Source organism: Roseibium sp. HPY-6 (assembly GCF_040530035.1).
Taxonomy (GTDB): domain Bacteria; phylum Pseudomonadota; class Alphaproteobacteria; order Rhizobiales; family Stappiaceae; genus Roseibium.
Map to the genome: position 1 here is coordinate 2,298,990 of NZ_JBEWCD010000001.1, position 16,068 is coordinate 2,315,057.

Consider the following 16,068-nt stretch of genomic DNA (forward strand, 5'->3'; position numbering starts at 1 on the left):
TTTAGGAAAATGCACTTAATTGTCAAGTTTGATAATTTACTGGCTCAGCACTGGGGACGCGCTTCTTTCCGGTTTCGAGGGGGTCTTCGCGCTCATCGAACAGCATACCGGCAACAAAAAACCGCCGGCTGAAGCCAGCCGGCGGTCGAACACAAACGTGGACAAACCCTGGTGCTACTTAGGGTCGTCTTCGCCTTCGGCGTCTTCGACGTCATCACCCTTCAAGGAATTGAGCTTCGCAAAGACAGCGTCCGCGTCGATTTCCTCTTCTTCTTCACGCTTCACAGGCTGACTGGGGTCCAGCGAGAAAGCGGCGGCAATGGCGTCTTCGCTCGTGCTGTCCTCAACAGGCATCAGCGTTGCAACCGGTTCACCGGCAACAGGTTGCGGTGCATTCTTCGCCGCCTTTTCAACTTCCATGTCCAGTTCGAGCTGGCTGCAAAGACCGAGTGTAACCGGATCGGACGGTGTCAGGTTTGCGGAATTCCAGTGCGTCCGGTCGCGGATTGCCGCAATCGTCGGCTTGGTGGTGCCGACGAGGCGCATGATCTGCGCATCTTTCATTTCCGGATGGTTGCGCACCAGCCACAGGATCGCATTCGGACGATCCTGGCGGCGGGAGACAGGCGTATAACGCGGTCCCTTGCGCTTGGATTCCGGCACGACCACCTTTGAGCCCTGAAGCTTCAGATGATAGTTGGGATCGTTTTGTGCCTTTTCGACTTCTTCACGCGTCAACTGGCCGGTCAGTATAGGATCCAATCCCTTGATACCCTGCGCAGCTTCACCATCAGCGATAGCCTTGACCTCCAACGGATGCAGTTTGCAGAACGTCGCGATCTGGGTGAAGCTCAGAGCCGTGTTGTCCACGAGCCAGACGGCGGTGGCCTTCGGCATTAGCGGCGTGTTCGCCATCGGATAAATTCCTCTCGTGTGCTCCCCCGCCCGGCAAGGCGAAAAAGCGGTGTTCTCTTTGTATTTCATGGAAAGTGGCGGGAATATATGCTGAACGCAGCGGAAACGCAAATACTGTCATTCAATCTGCGTTTCCATGTGCTAAGCGCGGAGATCAGTCGCTCGCGGTCAGGACGATTTTCCCAATATGTCCAGAACCTTCCATCCGCCGATGGGCCTCGGCGGCCTGCGCGAGCGGGTAGGTCGAATCCATAACCGGCTTCACTTTTCCCGACTCGATCAACGGCCAGACCTTCGCCTCCAGGTTTTCTGCAATCGCAGTTTTGAAGGCGTCGCTGCGCGGGCGCAGTGTCGATCCGGTATGCGTCAGCCGCTTGACCATCAGGCGCGAAAAATTGGCGTTTTCCGCAACGCCGTTCAGCGTCGCGATCTGGCAGATCCGCCCCTCGACCGCCGCGGCTTTCCAGTTCCGCTCGACATAGTCGCCACCGACCATGTCGAGAATCACGTTGACACCTTCACCGCCGGTAATCTCGTGAATGACTTTCTCAAAGACATCCGTGCGGTAGTTGATCACGTGATCCGCGCCAAGTTTTCGAACAGCATCGGCCTTCTCGTTGGAGCCAACAGTTGTGAACACTTCTGCCCCGAAGACCTTCGCCAATTGGATCGCTGTGGTGCCTATGCCCGACGTACCACCGTGAACGAGAAACCGTTCGCCAGCAGCAAGAGCACAGCGGTCAAAAACATTCGTCCAGACGGTGAAAAAGGTCTCAGGCAGCGCTGCGGCTTCGATGATTGACAGACCTGCGGGCACTGGCAGCGCATGTCCGGCCGGAACCTTGCAGTATTCGGCATAGCCACCACCGGGAGCGAGCGCCGTGACCTTGTCACCTGTCGTGTAGCGCTTGACCTCATCACCGCAGGCAACGATCTCACCGGCAACCTCAAGCCCCGGCAGGTCAGACGCGCTTTTCGGCGGCGGGTAAGCCCCTTTTCGCTGAAGGACATCCGGACGGTTGACCCCGGCGGCCTCGACCCGGATCAGGATCTCGTGCGGGCCCGGAACAGGCAACGGCCGCTCTTCGGCAACGAGCACTTCCGGCCCTCCCGGCTCGCTAATCGCAATTGCGGTCATGGTGTCCGGCAAATTTTGCATATGGGCCATTCCTCTGGTTCATTTTGGGACTGGTGGGTCGATCCGAGACTGTCTTATGGTAAACTTGAGAAGAGTGTGTCGAAAGGAAAGATCGACACGCGAACAGGTCGCGGGAATGTGAGTGCCACGCTTCAGGGAGCCAGACAATGAGCCTTTTTGACGAAGATGTCCCCAAAAAGTTGGAGACCGGAAAAATTACCGTTGGGGAAGAACTTGCCCGTCTGTCGGAGGAAGAACTTTCCGAGCGCATTTCGGCCCTTGAGGCTGAAATTAACCGTACGCAGCAGGAGTTGGAACAACGCAGTACTATTCGCGATGCTGCGAACTCGGTTTTTCGGTGAAACTCATGTAATTTGTGCCAAAATTGTGAAATAATTTCAGGTATTTGCCGCTTTCACGGTAAATCAGGTAGGTAAATTTTTACTCGTTTACCTCTCATTAATCTTTCCAAAGTATAAATAAACCCATCCAGTCATCTGGATTTGAGTGGCTCCTGTCCACTCTGTTTGACGCCTCCCTGTTAAAGACTCAGAGCCGCAACCGTGCGGCTCTTTTTTTTGTCTCCTCCCCATAGTATCGTGTGTTCGTTCTGGTTAATCGCCGTCGGGAACACGTTTGGCACGGCGCTTGCTCCATAATTGGCATGAAAGCGCGCAGCGTTTCGAAACGGAACATCCTGCCATGGGATGTTTCGGGCCGGGACAACAAAACAAGGGCGCGGCGAACCGGAAGAGTAGTTGAGGCGTAGAATCCTATGACGGAAGACATGAAAAAAGCCGGTGGTCCTGCAAGTGCGGTACACATTGCACATCACCTAGCCAACTCGGACAACTTCCAGAACCTGTTTCAGGAAGGCATGTCTCTCGTTGAAGAAACCGCCATGTATCTGGATGGAGAGGGCCGCGAGGAAGCCAAGCAGCTGCCGCGCCCCGCTTCACTCGCTTACGCGACAGAATCCATGCGGCTGACAACCCGGCTGATGCAACTTGCTTCGTGGCTCCTGCTTCAGCGCGCAGTCAACGAAGGCGAAATGTCCCGTGAGCAGGCAGGCAGCGAGAAAAATAAGGTCCGTCTGGATAAGCTCAGCAGCACAACCGGTGGCCCGTCCTGGGAAGATCTTCCGCAAACATTGCGCGATCTGATCGAGCGCTCCACGCGTCTTCAGGAACGCGTCGTTCACCTCGACAAGATGCTCTATCGCAAAGGCGTCGAAGAGCACCACGAGGAAGAAGCGATCAACGACAACCCGGTCGCATCTCAACTGAACCAGCTGCACGCGGCCTTCGCGAAGCTTGGCTGACCAGGCGCTCAATCCGCTTCAATGAAAAGCCGCCATCTGGCGGCTTTTTTCATGCCGTCCCGACTGCTCGGACACTACGTTCAGGATCCCGACCGTTCATCCGTCGACAGATTTCAAGATGGCTCGATCACGCGGGTCAATATTTCCAGCAGGGACGCTCTAATCTCTTTTTGAGATGCCGCAGTTGTTCCGACAGCGCTTTGCCCTGCTCTTTCGATCAGGTCGAGAACAAGCCCCGCGGTCGCCGTTCGGCTTGAATAGACATCGGGGATGTGCCGTTCGAGCGCCCCGATCAGGCGCGCCCTTGTCTTCAGGAACGCGCCGCCGGCCTCCGGATTTCGAAAGATCTCAGCAACGATTTCGGCACTGAGCGCCGCATTTTCCGGCGACGAACAGATTGCAAAATAGGCCTCGGCAAACTCGGCCAGCGCGGCACTGCCATCAGCCGACACCGAATCCAGAAGGTTGAGCAGCGGCTCCATCTCCGAGGCCTCGATTTCCGCGATGGCCGCAATGATCTCATGTTTGCCGTTGAAGTGATTGTAGAGATTTCCAAGGCTGATACCGGCCTCGCCCGCAATGTCGCGCATGCCGGTCTGATGAAACCCTTTGAGAATGAAGAGCTTCGCCGCGGCTTCGACGATCAGCTGACGGCGCTGTGCAGTCTTGTCCGCACGCGTCGATTTCTCTGGTCTATGTTCCGCCATCTGCTTTTCTTGCCCGTTCAGGATTCCCTGCCACGTTTGTGAGTGTTTCTCATTTCAGGTTTTGACCCGACTTGCAATTCGGCCTGCACGATATTAGTTAAATGAACGAACGTTCGTTCTAATGAGGTATCTGATGTTCGACAATATAGAAGCACGTTTGTCACTGGCGGACCCTGTGTTCGCGGCCGTGGAAATGATCGGCCTGGTCTTCCTGCTGCTGCTGGTTTCCGAAACGGCCTGGGATGTCTTTTCCGGTTACCGGAAGTCACTTCGGGAGACTGGCGCGAACATTCTGATTTCAATCGTCAACAATGTTCTGGAACGGCTTGCATTTGGCGCGATCTTTGTTGTCGGGATCTTCGCGGCGGAGTATCTGGCGATTGCCACAATTCCGTTGTCCTGGTGGTCCTGGCCGCTCGCGGTCCTACTGGCAGACCTGACCTATTACTGGATGCACAGGTGCGAACACCGTGTCCGCCTGCTTTGGACCTATCACAGCGTCCACCACTCATCGCCGGAATTCAATTTCAGCACCGCCTTGCGCCTGGCCTGGATCGAAGCCCTGTTTACCTGGATTTTCTTCGTTCCGATGGTGATGATTGGTTTCGATCCTGCCCAGGTGATCGCCGCCTTCGCCGTTGTGATCGCTTACCAATCCTGGATCCACACTGAAAAGCTCGGAAAACTCGGTTTTCTCGACGGGGTATTGAACACCCCCTCCAACCATCGCGTACACCATGGCAGGAATTCGATCTATCTGGACAAGAATTACGGCGGCATCCTGATCGTCTGGGACAGGTTTTTCGGAACCTATGAGCCGGAAACCGAGCAGGTCCTGTACGGGATAACCGAACCGGTAATGTCGTCAAATCCCTTCATCATCAACTTTCGCGAGACAACGCTTCTCTTGAAGGATGTGCTTCGGCCCGGACCACTGAAATCCCGGCTCGCGACAATCGTCATGCCCCCGGGCTGGCGTAAGGAAAAGAGAGCAAACAACCAGGCCGAAACCCTCGACCAGACACCGCAGCGTCAGGACACGTGATGAAACTCGACGTCATTGCAGCAACCTTTGCAGGCTATATTGCGGCGTTCGGTCTGACCGAACGCCCGCAAACCCCAGGTGAACGGGACTACATCATCGAGCATCATAGACTTCCGGGTGGCAGTCCTGGCGTGATACTGGATGCGGAACTGACGGTTCCATACGGCGAAGCGCGTGTTCCAGGCGTCATTCTTATCACCGGATCCGGACCTCAGAACAAAGACGAGGAGATGGCGGGCCACAAGCCCTTTTTGGTTCTCTCTGACCACCTGACGAAGCATGGCTTTGCGGTCCTGCGATACGATGACCGCGGCGTCGGCAAAAGCACCGGCGATTTTTCTTCCGTCACACCAATGGAACTGGCTGCCGACGCGGCAGCTGCAATGCGGTTCCTGAAAACGCATCCCCGCATTGCAGGCGGCAAGACCGGATACATCGGACACTCGGAAGGTGGTTATCTTGCGCCGATTGCACATAAGCAAAACGCGGCGGACTTTCAGATATTACTCGCAGCGCCTGCGCTTCGATTGCTTCCCGACGTCATGGCAACACAGGTTGCAGACGTTGCAAGAGCGCAGGGAGTTTCAGAAAGTGAGATCGATCGGCAACTTCGGGCAGTCGACGAGGTGGTGTCATTACTCCGCTCACCAGACACCCCACAGGACATGCGAAAGATACTGGCCGCCATATTCAAGCGGGCGGGCGCAAATCGCAGCCAGATCAAGGAGAACGTGGACCTTTGGTCATCACCCTGGGCGATCGCTTATGCCAAGCATGATCCCCGGCCTTACCTTGAAACCCTCAAGGTGCCTGTCCTTGCCGTTTTTGGCGAACACGATCTGCAGGTCTCTCCCCGGCAGAATGCGCCGGTGATGGAGGGGTTGTTGCGTCATCCCCAATCCAGGACACTCGTTCTGGCGGGACTGAATCACCTTCTTCAGCCGACTGAGACCGGCAAGGTCTCCGAATATGTCCGCATTCCCACGACAATTGACCCAATTGCGCTGCGCACTATGGAAAAGTGGATGTCTGCCGTTACTGCCGACTGAACAAACGATTGTCTACGTTGTTGATCGGCCGGGCTGGAAACCCGCGGGAACGTATTAAGCACACAATAAAAAACCCGGCCATTGGCCGGGTTTTCAATGTCGAGAATTTCGGGGCGCTTAAGAGCCGAGGAAGCCTGCGAACTTGTTCTTGAAGCGGGACACACGGCCGCCGCGGTCCATCAGCTGACGGTCGCCGCCGGTCCACGCCGGGTGGGACGTCGGGTCGATGTCGAGCTGCAGGGTGTCGCCTTCCGCGCCATATGTAGAGCGGGTGGTGAATTCGGTACCATCGGTCATGACGACCTTAATGGTGTGATAGTCGGGATGAATATCCGCTTTCATGACCGGTCCTTTCAAGCGCCGTCCAAGGCTTATGCCGCAAGCGATGGATAAAGGCGCAAAACGAGATAAAGGGCCGCCGATCCGGATGCGGACGCCGCCCTCAGAAACATGAGGCGGGGATATACCCCAAGCAAGCAGTCAAGACAAGGGACAATTTCCTGCGATACGCATTTGGCCTTGATCAAGGAATACGGCGCGTTTTTCTGTCACATCACATTCGGGCGGCGATCGGGATCAAGGCATTGTTCCAGCGCCGGAACATGATAAAGACGAGACATACCGGGCGTATAGACCCGGACAAGAAGGAGAGCCCATTTGGCGAATGCAAGCGCAACAGACCCTCAGGGCGGAGAGGACAGATCCCGCAGGTCCTTGAAGCCGCTGACACGCCTTCTGCCATATCTTTTGAAGCACCGTGGGATGGTTCTGGCGGCTGTTGCAGCGCTTTTTTCCGCTGCCGTCATTACACTTGTCCTGCCCGCGGCGGTTCGTAGAATGATCGACTACGGGTTCGGAGCTGACGATCCAGCACTTGTAAATTCCTATTTTGCGGTTCTGATCGGCGTCGTCTGTGCCTTGGCGATGGCGAGTTCCATCCGCTACTTCCTTGTGATGTGGTTGGGAGAACGCGTTGTGGCAGAGATCCGCTCCGACGTCTTCGACCACATGACACGCCTCAGCCCGTCCTTCTATGACAGTGCCAAATCAGGCGAGATCCTGTCGCGGCTTACAGCCGACACCACTCAGATCAAGGCGGCCTTCGGCGCCAGCGCGTCACTGGCCATGCGGAACCTGATCATGTTCGCAGGTGCCGCGGTCATGATGGTCGTCACAAGCCCGCGCCTGTCCGTTTTTGTTCTCGCAGCGATCCCGGTGATCCTTGTCCCTGTCCTGGGTTTCGGCCGCAAGGTGCGCAAGAGGTCCCGGTTCGCGCAGGACACACTTGCTGATGCGTCCGCTTATGCCAGCGAAATGCTCGGTTCTGTGCGCACACTGCAGGCCTTTACACACGAAGGCCGTAGCGCCGATCGCTATGGATCCGCCGTCGAAACGGCATTTCAAGCCGCGCGGCAAGCGATCATGGCCCGGGCCGCGCTGACCGGTTTTGCGATTTTCGTTATTGGCTCCAGCATCGTGGCGGTTCTTTGGATCGGAGCAAGCGATGTCTTTGCCGGTCGGATCACCGGCGGCGAGCTGAGCCAGTTTCTGCTCTATTCGATACTTGCCGCCGGGTCCCTGGCTGCACTCTCCGAAGTCTGGGGCGAACTCTCTCAGGCTGCCGGAGCTGCCGAACGGTTGTCCGAACTCCTCGAAATCGAGCCAGAGATAAAAGCCCCCGCCAACCCGGTCAAATTGCCGGAAAATCATCTTGGGGCAATATCCTATGACCGCGTCTCCTTCGCCTATGGCAACAGCAAGGACATGCCGGTTGTAAGGAACCTTACTCTGGAAGTTTCGCCCGGAGAAACGGTCGCTGTGGTCGGGCCGTCGGGTGCCGGAAAGTCAACACTGTTCAGTCTTCTGATGCGTTACTACGATCCGGGCGCGGGTTCGATCCGCCTTAATGGCGTCGAGTTGAAACAGCTCGACCCCACGGATCTGCGCGGTCACATAGCCCTTGTTCCGCAGGATACGGCAATTTTCGGCGCCACGATTGCCGAGAACATTGCCTATGGGCGCCCGGATGCCTCGCGCGAGGAAATTGTCGCGGCGGCGCAGGCCGCGCTGGCAGCACCCTTTATCGAGAACATGACAGATGGCTATGACACGCTTGTCGGCGAGCGCGGGATCACGCTTTCAGGCGGCCAGCGTCAGCGGATTGCGATTGCCCGTGCGGTCCTTCGCAATGCTCCTGTCCTTCTTCTCGATGAGGCGACCAGCGCGCTCGATGCGGAAAGCGAAAACCTGGTCCAAAAGGCGCTCGACAGACTGATGGCCGGCCGTACGACCCTTGTCATTGCACACCGGCTCGCGACCGTCCTCAAAGCGGACAGGATTGTCGTCATGGAAGACGGCCAAATTGTAGAGACAGGTACGCACGCCGAGTTGAGCGCCGCGGGTGGTCTTTACGCCAAACTGGCACGCCTGCAGTTCGGCGCGGAAAAGCAGAAAGAAACCGCTTAAATCTGCCGGTTTCAACGAAGCAAGGCGTGACGAGCGTTCCAGAACGACGCTGCGCACCCGCGACAGTCGCTGGGTGGCTGACGTTTTCCTCAGGACGCTGCGCGTGCCTTCTTGGCTTGCCCTCTGCCTTCTGCTGCGGCCAGCGCAGCACCGGCCAGCACGAGCGGAGCCGCCAGCAGAAAAGACGTGGAAAGCGGCAGCCTGAAGATCAGGAGGTCGGCGGCGATCGGCCAGAGCAGCGCGACATACTCGAAAGGTGCGAGGCGCGACGCCTCCGCGTAGCGAAACGCGAGCGTCATCGCGATATGTGTGAAACCGCCAAACAGCCCCGCACTGATGAGAAGAACCAGGGTCATTCCATCCGGCATGATCCACCCCGAAGGCAGCGTGAACAACGCACCGATCATCGACGCAATGACGAAGTAAAGGGCGATAGCTCCCGGGCTCTCTGTGCGGTTCAAGCTCCTCACCATGATAAGGGCGAGCGCGGTCAGAACAGCGGACACCAGACCGAGGATATAGCCCATAAGGCGTCCCTCACCCGCGGCGCCCGCATTCAATTCCGGCCAGACCAGAACAACAACGCCGGCAAAACCCAGCCCAACGCCCCCGACACGCCAGACGGTTATTCTCTCCGACAACAGGAAAACGGCAGCCACAGCCATAAGCACCGGGGAAAGCTGCGCGATCAGGATGGCCTCAGCCACATTCAGCCTAGCGATTGCTGCAAACGAAGTGAACAGGGCTAAAGCTCCGAAAGCTGACCGTATGAGGTGATCAATCGGTCTTTTTGTTGCCAGGCCCTGGGGAAACTCGTTTCTCAGCCATAGGAAAATGATCAGGGGTATCAGTGCAAAAAAGGCCCGAAAGAAAACGATCTCGCCGAGAGGCACATCCTCGCTTACAGCCTTGACGCTGACGAACATGCCGGCACCCAGAAAGCCCGACAGAATGCGCAGCCCTATGCCAAGTCCAGGACGATCCATGCTGCTCATGTTTCATTTCCTTGAGCCAAAGCATCACGGAGTGCATCTCCGGCAAGGTTGATCGCAAGGACACAGCCGACAACCGTCAATCCGGGCCAGATCATCTGGAGCGGGCTGGAGCGCATGTGAATGCGCGCATCAAGCAGCATCGTACCCCATTCTGGCAAAGGCGGTTGCACACCGAACCCTAAAAAGCCCAAGGCTGAAATGCCCAGGATGGCTCGGGCGAACATTCCGGTCCAGACCACGGTAAGCGAAGGCATCAAAGAAGGCAGATAGTGCCAGCGGGCGATAGACGGCAAGGAGACCCCGGCAAGCTTTGCCTGAACCACGTAGCCGCGTGTCGCGAGCGAGAGGCCGATCCCGCGCGCAACCCGCGCGTAGCGCATCCATCCGGTGACGCTCAGCGCAAAAATCAGACTGCCCGTACCGGCCCCCAGAACACCAGCAATCACGACGGCGGCAACGAGTTCGGGAAATGCGAGAAACGTGTCCGTCGTCCGCATCATCAGCCAGTCGGCAGTCTTCCCTCCGAGCGCAGCAATCAGGCCGACAAGCGTTCCGGCCGCAAGTCCGATAACCGACACGAGAAATGCCAGACCCAAAGACCAGCGGGCTCCATAGAGCAGGCGTGACAGGATATCCCGCCCAAGGGCATCCGTTCCAAGAAGCCATTGACCGCCAGGCGGCTGCAGGCGGTTGGGAATGTCGATCGCGGTCGGATCATAAGGCGCGAGCATTGGCCCAAAGACCGTGAGAAGGACCAGGCAGATAATCAGGACAATGACGCTACGCATCCCGTTCTCCAATGCGCGGGTCGATCACGCGGTAGAACAGATCGATAAGCAGGTTCACGATGACAAACAACAGGGCAGCGAGAAGCACGACAGCTTGCACTTTGGGAAAGTCCCGGGCCTCGATCGCACTCACGAGAAAGCTGCCAAGGCCGGGACGCGCAAAAATCACCTCCACCATGACCGCGCCTTCCAGGAGAAAGGCCAGTTCCAGGCCGAAAACAGTCACCACCGGAATAGCGGCATGGGGTGCAATGTGATCGCGGCCGATGGCTTTGTCCGGGATGCCACGCCGCCTGAAAGCAGGCAGGAAGGGCTGTCCGCGCGCTTCCAGGATGCCGGAACGGATGATCCGGGTGAGAGATGCCGCCACACCAAGGCCGAGCGTCATTGCGGGCAGGATTGCATGGGCGGGCGTGCGCGCGCCCATGGCCGGCAGCCAGGCCAGATTGACCGCAAAAAGGAGAATGAGCAGAAGCCCCAGCCAGTATGCAGGTATGGCTGCGCCGAGCGAAGCGATGGCAACCGCACCACGATCGATCCAGCTTCCCGGCCGTTTGGCGGCAAAGATCGCAAGCGGAATGGAAAGCGCCAGACCGATTGCCAGGCCCGCGAGTGCGAGCGGCACAGTATAAAAGGTGGCCGCCGCAAGTTCTGGCAATACGGGCCGTCCGCTCACGGATGAATTGCCGAAATCACCCTGCAGGATCGGGCCTATCCATGATTGAAATGCGGTCCAAAAACCTGCATTGAGCCCTGCTTCAACCCGGATCTTGTCGATGATCTCCGGTGATACCACGGAATGGTAACGCGCGATCGCAATCGCCAGAGCGGGATCTCCAGGCGCGTTCCAGAGCAAGGCAAAGGTGGCCAGAGCAGTCCCGGCCAGCACGACCGCGGCGCGCAAAAGAAGTCCGAACAACGCTTGTGTCACGCAGCCCCCTCCAGCGCACCCAGCGAGAAGGCTGCATCGCGAAGCGTCCGGCCATAGTCGGTCTGAGGGCGCGCGACAAAGGCTTCGGCCGTTGCGATTTCTTCGATGCGGCCACTGCGAAGCACCGCAATTTCATCGCTATGCGCGGCTGCATATCCAAGATCGTGTGTAACAATCAGTGCCGCGAATTTCTCTTCGACCTGCAATTCGCTGATCAGACGGGCCGTATGCTTCTGCGTCACCGCATCCAGGGCGGAGAGCGGTTCGTCGAAGAGCACCAGGGCCGGAGCAGCAATAAGAGCACGCAGGATCCCGACCCGCTGTGCCTGACCGATCGATACTTCGCTCGGTCGGCGATCCAGTAGATCCGGAGAGAGTTCGAGGCCTCGGCAAAGCCTTTCCAGCCGCGCCTTGTCCAATGTCAGCTTGCGCGCCTTGAGTGGCTCGGCAACAGACCGGCGCAAACTCAACGCAGGATTGAAAGCGGCACGCGGTTCCTGCATAACCAGCGCAGGATGGCAGCGGTGCACGCTGTCGTCCATCCAGGTGACGCTGCCTTTCGAAAGCCTGACAAGACCCAATACAGCGGCAAGAAGTGTTGATTTTCCTGCACCGCTTTCCCCGACGACAGCGAGCGTTTTGGCAGGTGCAAGTGTCAGGGAGACGTCATGCAATGTCACGACTTTGCCACGCGTGACGGACACATCTTCGAGCTTCAGCATGGCAATGACAGCCAGTTTCGATGCGCGGACAAGGACCGTGCTGTTGGCGTTTTGGGGGCATTGAGCAAGGTTTGCGTCGGGGCGTCCTCGGCGATTTTCCCGTCGTCCATCACAATCAATCGATCCACCCTACGGGCTGCGAGGCCGAGGTCATGGGTTATCAGCAGCATTGCGGTTCTGCCGCCCGACAGGTGATCATCCAGCAAATCCATGGTTCGTGCGGCCACTACCGGGTCCAGAGCGGATGTCGGTTCATCAAGGACCAGAAGATCGGGTGCGCCCATCAAGGCCATCGCGATGACAAAGCGTTGTTGCATCCCGCGACTCCAGCCCCAAGGCCTTTTGCGAAGATCACCGTCCTCGATCCGAAGCGCCTTGAAAATCAATTGCTGACGCGCTGTATCGGGCGCGAGACCGAGCGCGCGCTCGGCTTCGGCCCAGTGAAATTTCAGGCTGCGCAGCGGATCAAGCGCCTCATCCGGACTTTGCGGAACATGAGCGACACTTTGGCCTCTTCGACGCAAATCATCGACCAGAGCGTTTCCAAGCGTGGACTTGCCGGAGCCGGAGGCGCCGACCAATCCAATTCTCTCGCCAGATTCGATGCTCAGGGATGTTGGATGCAGAATGGTTCGGCCTGAGCGACTGGCGCTCAGGCCACTGACTGAAAGGGTCATTCCTCGAGCGTAGTCTCGTGCGTTACCCAATATGTCTCAGTCGGGTGCACCTTGTATCCTTTAAGACCGGGACGGGCGACATTGACCTGGCTGACGTGGAAAACGGGTATCAGCGCGGCATCTTCAGCAATCGCCTTTTGAACGTCGTCGTAGATCGCTGCGCGCTTTTCCTCGTCGAAGGTCAAACGGCCATCTTCAAGCAGCTTGTCCAGGTCAGCGTTGGAGTAGCCACCAGCATTGGATCCAGCGCCGGTCTTCACCAAAGCTTCGGGAAACGCGCCGGGATCACCCTGCGGAGTGCTGACCCAGGCTTGCAGGAAAAGATCTGCCGTACCGGCGGCGATCGCATCGTTGCTGGCACCGTATTCGCCAACGCGCACGTTTGCAGTGATGCCAATCGCTTGCAGGAATGCCTGCGTCAGTTCTGCTGTCGGCGAAAGAGCCGCCCGCGAGGAGTAGGTAACGATGTCGATTTCCAAAGGAGACCCGTCCAGCATCCAGCGCCCGCCTTCTTTGACGGCCCCCGCCTCGGCGAGCAGTTCTTCTGCCGCAGCCGGGTCATAGGAAGGCGCGATATCGGCTGCCCACCCCAGTCCGGCCGGAAAGATCGTACCGGCCGGAATACCGCCGACACCGGCAAGAGTGGCATCAACAACACCCTGGCGATCGATCGCCAGCGAAACGGCGCGCCGGATCAACGGGTTGGCCATCGGGCCGTCGGCCGCATTGACGGAGTAGAAATAAAGACGCGTCGTCGGTGCGGAAAAACCTTGTGCGCCTGTGCTCTGGATACGTTCGAAATCAGACTCAGGATAATTGATCACCATGTCGACTTCGCCCGCTTCAAAGGCCAGAGCAGCGGTCGCCGGATCATCAGCCGCGACAACACGGACTTCCGCCAGTCCGGGTGTACCAAGCCGGTAATTCGGGTTGGCCTCTGCACGGTAGAGCTGGCCCGGGATCGCTTCCTTGAAAACATAAGGTCCGGTGGCATTGATCGGGAACGCATCTGAAGCCGGTCCAAGCACCGCAATGCCGGGCTCAGACAAAGTCCAGGGGAATGCCGCATTTGGCGAATTCGTTTCAAAAACAATCACCCGGTCGCCATTTGCCGTCATACCCGCCAGATCCAGAAGACTGGCGATCCGTGCATTGTAACCGCCGTGATCTTCCTGCGAGATCGGCGCGATCGCGTCGATAACGGCCTGTGCCGTGACAGGCGAACCGTCATGGAACATCACGCCTTCACGCAGGGTGACGCGCCAGGTGGTCGGGGCTGTCTGCTCGATGGATTCCGCAACCCGAGGGTAAAGGGTCAGATCGTAGTCGATGCCCATAAGTGTTTCCGTGACACCTGTCTGGTTGGACATCCAACCGTTATAGCGTGCACGCGGATCGGGCGTTTCAGTGGTCGGTCCGCCAGAAGCGATCGTAAGACTTCCTTGTTGCGCGCTAGCGGGTAGTGCGCCGGCAAAAATCAAAGCGACGGCAAAGGCAAGCCTTGCTAAAATGGACATGGTCGTTTTCCCCGTATTCCGCAAACCAACAGGCTGTGTAAGGATTTTCAGACGATCGATCTCAGCCGAAATCGAGGTCGTTCGTCCATTCGGGTTAGCGTAGAAAAAAAACTTCCGCAAGGAATTTGTTACTTTATAACATTTCAAAACTATGCCTGTGCATACAGGTAGTTTTGACAAGTCAGCCGAACCGGCTAGGGCAGCCGCCGAAAGCACTTCGCAACCTGGCGACCGAAGGGCTTGATGTCTCGAGCGGAAACCTGGTGTTGCAAGCGCCCGACAGTTTGATGACCGGCAGATCGGACGCTGATTGTGTTTCCGCTAACCTTAGATGGGAAGGTCGAAACCGGCGCTCACACGCCTGGCAGGCGAAGCATTGAGCGTCTCGTCCTGCACATGCTTTTCGTCGTGATCTGCAAGGCCTTCCTTCAATTCGGCAAGACGTTCAACAACGGCTGAGCGACGTTGGTCGAGCTCCGCCCTCAGCCTGTCGATATGCTCAAGCTTTTCCATCAGGCGCTTGATACCGCCCCGGCAGGGTCCGGCTCCTTCATCGGAGAGGCAAGCGCTCATGGCCCGGATTTCACGTATTGAAAAACCGGTCGCAATGAAATCGCGAATGCGGGCAGCCCGGCGCAAATCAGTCTCGCTGTAGACGCGGTAGCCGCTTGCAGTCCGGCCAATGTCCAGCAACCCGGATTTCTCATAGTGACGCAGCATGCGCTGCGTAAGTCCCAGCCTGTCGGCAGCTTCCTTGGCTTGCATTCCATTCCCTTTCCGCTTGGCGCTCTATGTATGTACTCTGATCGAAGGTCAAAGATCGCGGGCGGGGATTTAGCCCGCCCGGCAGTACCCAGGAAGTCAGGTGCGTAGCGTCCAGCCGCCGTCCACGGTCAGAACCTGCCCCGTCAGCCATTCATTCTCCGGGCTGCCTAACCGCAGAACCCACGCCACGATATCCGCCGGAATCCCACGCCGTCCCAGCGGAATTTGCCTTGTTTCCTGTGCTTCAATCTGCTGCGCGACCTCGTCCGGCAATCCCATCATACCCGTCAAGGCACCGCTCTTGACCGGTCCGGGAGCAATCGCGTTCACCCGGATACCGTCGCTTGCCAACGCGACGGCCCAAGAGCGGGTCAGATGTTCCAGCGCGGCTTTTGTGGCCGCATAATGGGCGACCATCGGTACCGCGTTTCTGGACACCGCGGATCCGACATTGACAATTGCACCTTGGCTCGCCCGCAGCGCTGCATGGCCTTCCTTTAATAACAGCGAAGGCCCGATAATGTTCACCGCTGCCATCTTCGCAATCAGGCCGGCGTCGTAGTCGGCAATCTGAAGCGGTTGACCAGCGCCTGCATTGTTGACGATCAGGTCGAGCCGCCCCCACCTGTCCGTCGCCGATTCGATGATCCGTTTGGCGCTTGCCGGTTCGCAGCTGTCGGCCTTGAGCGTCTCAATCGACCCATGGCTGTCGGACATATCTGCGAGTCGTGCCTCGTTGCGCCCGGTGACAAGCACTTTGGCCCCATTGCTTGCCAGAGCGAGTGCGAGGGCCCTGCCAATGCCAGAGCTGCCTCCGGTAATGATCGCGACTTTGTCCTGCCAGTTGTTTGTTCGTGTCATTGCGCTTCTAATCCTGTTTGCCATTGCTGCAATTTTGGTGTGCGCAAAGGCTTATCGGATTGACACTAGTGTCAGGGTCAAGTCGCTGTTTCGCCGGAAAGTAACAGTATCTTGTACACTTGCGCCGCAAATCCGTGCGGAAGGCGGGCCTAGACTCCAGCAAAGCGTTAG

General features: G+C 57.8%; 17 protein-coding genes. 5 read left to right on the forward strand and 12 right to left on the reverse strand.

From position 1 onward, the window contains the following. Nucleotides 1–174 precede the first annotated feature (174 nt). On the reverse strand, nucleotides 175–915 hold the full coding sequence (locus ABVF61_RS10660) for a DUF1013 domain-containing protein (RefSeq protein WP_353993491.1): 741 nt from the start codon (nucleotides 913–915) through the stop codon (nucleotides 175–177). A 154-nt stretch (nucleotides 916–1,069) separates the two neighbouring features. After that, nucleotides 1,070–2,083 carry an NAD(P)H-quinone oxidoreductase gene (locus tag ABVF61_RS10665; RefSeq protein WP_353993492.1) on the reverse strand — a complete coding sequence of 338 codons (1,014 nt, stop codon included), beginning with the start codon at nucleotides 2,081–2,083 and terminating at the stop codon, nucleotides 1,070–1,072. Between the two features lie 137 nt (nucleotides 2,084–2,220). On the opposite strand from ABVF61_RS10665, the gene ABVF61_RS10670 reads away from it, so the two are divergent. Then, nucleotides 2,221–2,415: a DUF1192 domain-containing protein gene (locus tag ABVF61_RS10670; protein WP_353993493.1), complete on the forward strand. Its 195-nt coding sequence runs from the start codon at nucleotides 2,221–2,223 to the stop codon at nucleotides 2,413–2,415. A gap of 413 nt (nucleotides 2,416–2,828) precedes the next feature. Then, entirely contained in the window at nucleotides 2,829–3,374 is a 546-nt protein-coding gene (rcdA, locus tag ABVF61_RS10675; protein WP_502949940.1) for a protease adaptor protein RcdA, read from the forward strand. A 113-nt stretch (nucleotides 3,375–3,487) separates the two neighbouring features. Here the strand turns inward: rcdA and ABVF61_RS10680 are convergent, their stop codons facing one another. Next, complete coding sequence (locus tag ABVF61_RS10680; protein WP_353993494.1) at nucleotides 3,488–4,081, reverse strand: TetR/AcrR family transcriptional regulator; 594 nt, start codon at nucleotides 4,079–4,081, stop codon at nucleotides 3,488–3,490. A 133-nt stretch (nucleotides 4,082–4,214) separates the two neighbouring features. Between ABVF61_RS10680 and ABVF61_RS10685 the strand changes: the two genes are divergently transcribed. Both ABVF61_RS10685 and ABVF61_RS10690 read left to right on the forward strand, forming a co-directional pair. After that, entirely contained in the window at nucleotides 4,215–5,126 is a 912-nt protein-coding gene (locus tag ABVF61_RS10685) for a sterol desaturase family protein (protein WP_353993495.1), read from the forward strand. Further along, the gene (locus ABVF61_RS10690; RefSeq protein WP_353993496.1) at nucleotides 5,126–6,175 is read left to right on the forward strand and encodes an alpha/beta hydrolase family protein; all 1,050 of its coding nucleotides are present in this window, start codon (nucleotides 5,126–5,128) and stop codon (nucleotides 6,173–6,175) included. The genes ABVF61_RS10685 and ABVF61_RS10690 overlap by 1 nt, the downstream gene beginning before the upstream one ends. A gap of 117 nt (nucleotides 6,176–6,292) precedes the next feature. Here ABVF61_RS10690 and rpmE read toward each other — a convergent pair whose 3' ends face one another. Continuing rightward, nucleotides 6,293–6,517, reverse strand: coding sequence for a 50S ribosomal protein L31 (rpmE, locus tag ABVF61_RS10695; RefSeq protein ID WP_008196026.1), 225 nt, complete (start codon nucleotides 6,515–6,517; stop codon nucleotides 6,293–6,295). A gap of 315 nt (nucleotides 6,518–6,832) precedes the next feature. Here rpmE and ABVF61_RS10700 point away from each other — a divergent pair, with 315 nt between their 5' ends. Next, on the forward strand, nucleotides 6,833–8,641 hold the full coding sequence (locus tag ABVF61_RS10700; protein WP_353993497.1) for an ABC transporter transmembrane domain-containing protein: 1,809 nt from the start codon (nucleotides 6,833–6,835) through the stop codon (nucleotides 8,639–8,641). Nucleotides 8,642–8,730: 89 nt separating this feature from the next. Here the strand turns inward: ABVF61_RS10700 and ABVF61_RS10705 are convergent, their stop codons facing one another. The 8 genes from ABVF61_RS10705 to ABVF61_RS10740 all read right to left on the reverse strand — a co-directional run bounded on the left by ABVF61_RS10705 (nucleotide 8,731) and on the right by ABVF61_RS10740 (nucleotide 15,897). Next, on the reverse strand, nucleotides 8,731–9,636 hold the full coding sequence (locus tag ABVF61_RS10705) for a DMT family transporter (RefSeq protein WP_353993498.1): 906 nt from the start codon (nucleotides 9,634–9,636) through the stop codon (nucleotides 8,731–8,733). Beyond that, entirely contained in the window at nucleotides 9,633–10,424 is a 792-nt protein-coding gene (locus ABVF61_RS10710) for an ABC transporter permease (RefSeq protein WP_353993499.1), read from the reverse strand. Before ABVF61_RS10710 ends, ABVF61_RS10705 begins: the two co-directional genes overlap by 4 nt. Further along, nucleotides 10,417–11,355 (reverse strand): ABC transporter permease, encoded by a 939-nt coding sequence (locus ABVF61_RS10715; RefSeq protein ID WP_353993500.1) that lies wholly within the window; start codon nucleotides 11,353–11,355, stop codon nucleotides 10,417–10,419. The genes ABVF61_RS10710 and ABVF61_RS10715 overlap by 8 nt, the downstream gene beginning before the upstream one ends. Beyond that, nucleotides 11,352–12,077, reverse strand: a complete 726-nt coding sequence (locus tag ABVF61_RS10720; protein ID WP_353993501.1) for an ABC transporter ATP-binding protein — start codon at nucleotides 12,075–12,077, stop codon at nucleotides 11,352–11,354. The genes ABVF61_RS10715 and ABVF61_RS10720 overlap by 4 nt, the downstream gene beginning before the upstream one ends. Further along, complete coding sequence (locus tag ABVF61_RS10725) at nucleotides 12,071–12,754, reverse strand: ATP-binding cassette domain-containing protein (protein ID WP_353993502.1); 684 nt, start codon at nucleotides 12,752–12,754, stop codon at nucleotides 12,071–12,073. Before ABVF61_RS10725 ends, ABVF61_RS10720 begins: the two co-directional genes overlap by 7 nt. Then, nucleotides 12,751–14,271: an ABC transporter substrate-binding protein gene (locus ABVF61_RS10730; protein WP_353993503.1), complete on the reverse strand. Its 1,521-nt coding sequence runs from the start codon at nucleotides 14,269–14,271 to the stop codon at nucleotides 12,751–12,753. Before ABVF61_RS10730 ends, ABVF61_RS10725 begins: the two co-directional genes overlap by 4 nt. A 327-nt stretch (nucleotides 14,272–14,598) precedes the next feature. Continuing rightward, nucleotides 14,599–15,036: a MerR family transcriptional regulator gene (locus tag ABVF61_RS10735; RefSeq protein WP_353993504.1), complete on the reverse strand. Its 438-nt coding sequence runs from the start codon at nucleotides 15,034–15,036 to the stop codon at nucleotides 14,599–14,601. A 96-nt stretch (nucleotides 15,037–15,132) separates the two neighbouring features. Continuing rightward, nucleotides 15,133–15,897 carry an SDR family NAD(P)-dependent oxidoreductase gene (locus tag ABVF61_RS10740; protein ID WP_353993505.1) on the reverse strand — a complete coding sequence of 255 codons (765 nt, stop codon included), beginning with the start codon at nucleotides 15,895–15,897 and terminating at the stop codon, nucleotides 15,133–15,135. Nucleotides 15,898–16,068 lie beyond the last annotated feature (171 nt).

What these genes read in the sequence shown, in the direction of transcription:
- ABVF61_RS10660 (WP_353993491.1), bottom strand. Translation starts at nt 915, where the DNA reads ATGGCGAACACGCCGCTAATGCCGAAGGCCACCGCCGTCTGGCTCGTG.
- ABVF61_RS10665 (WP_353993492.1), bottom strand. Translation starts at nt 2,083, where the DNA reads ATGGCCCATATGCAAAATTTGCCGGACACCATGACCGCAATTGCGATT.
- ABVF61_RS10670 (WP_353993493.1), top strand. Translation starts at nt 2,221, where the DNA reads ATGAGCCTTTTTGACGAAGATGTCCCCAAAAAGTTGGAGACCGGAAAA.
- rcdA (WP_502949940.1), top strand. Translation starts at nt 2,829, where the DNA reads ATGACGGAAGACATGAAAAAAGCCGGTGGTCCTGCAAGTGCGGTACAC.
- ABVF61_RS10680 (WP_353993494.1), bottom strand. Translation starts at nt 4,081, where the DNA reads ATGGCGGAACATAGACCAGAGAAATCGACGCGTGCGGACAAGACTGCA.
- ABVF61_RS10685 (WP_353993495.1), top strand. Translation starts at nt 4,215, where the DNA reads ATGTTCGACAATATAGAAGCACGTTTGTCACTGGCGGACCCTGTGTTC.
- ABVF61_RS10690 (WP_353993496.1), top strand. Translation starts at nt 5,126, where the DNA reads ATGAAACTCGACGTCATTGCAGCAACCTTTGCAGGCTATATTGCGGCG.
- rpmE (WP_008196026.1), bottom strand. Translation starts at nt 6,517, where the DNA reads ATGAAAGCGGATATTCATCCCGACTATCACACCATTAAGGTCGTCATG.
- ABVF61_RS10705 (WP_353993498.1), bottom strand. Translation starts at nt 9,636, where the DNA reads ATGAGCAGCATGGATCGTCCTGGACTTGGCATAGGGCTGCGCATTCTG.
- ABVF61_RS10710 (WP_353993499.1), bottom strand. Translation starts at nt 10,424, where the DNA reads ATGCGTAGCGTCATTGTCCTGATTATCTGCCTGGTCCTTCTCACGGTC.
- ABVF61_RS10720 (WP_353993501.1), bottom strand. Translation starts at nt 12,077, where the DNA reads ATGCTGAAGCTCGAAGATGTGTCCGTCACGCGTGGCAAAGTCGTGACA.
- ABVF61_RS10725 (WP_353993502.1), bottom strand. Translation starts at nt 12,754, where the DNA reads ATGACCCTTTCAGTCAGTGGCCTGAGCGCCAGTCGCTCAGGCCGAACC.
- ABVF61_RS10730 (WP_353993503.1), bottom strand. Translation starts at nt 14,271, where the DNA reads ATGTCCATTTTAGCAAGGCTTGCCTTTGCCGTCGCTTTGATTTTTGCC.
- ABVF61_RS10735 (WP_353993504.1), bottom strand. Translation starts at nt 15,036, where the DNA reads ATGCAAGCCAAGGAAGCTGCCGACAGGCTGGGACTTACGCAGCGCATG.
- ABVF61_RS10740 (WP_353993505.1), bottom strand. Translation starts at nt 15,897, where the DNA reads ATGACACGAACAAACAACTGGCAGGACAAAGTCGCGATCATTACCGGA.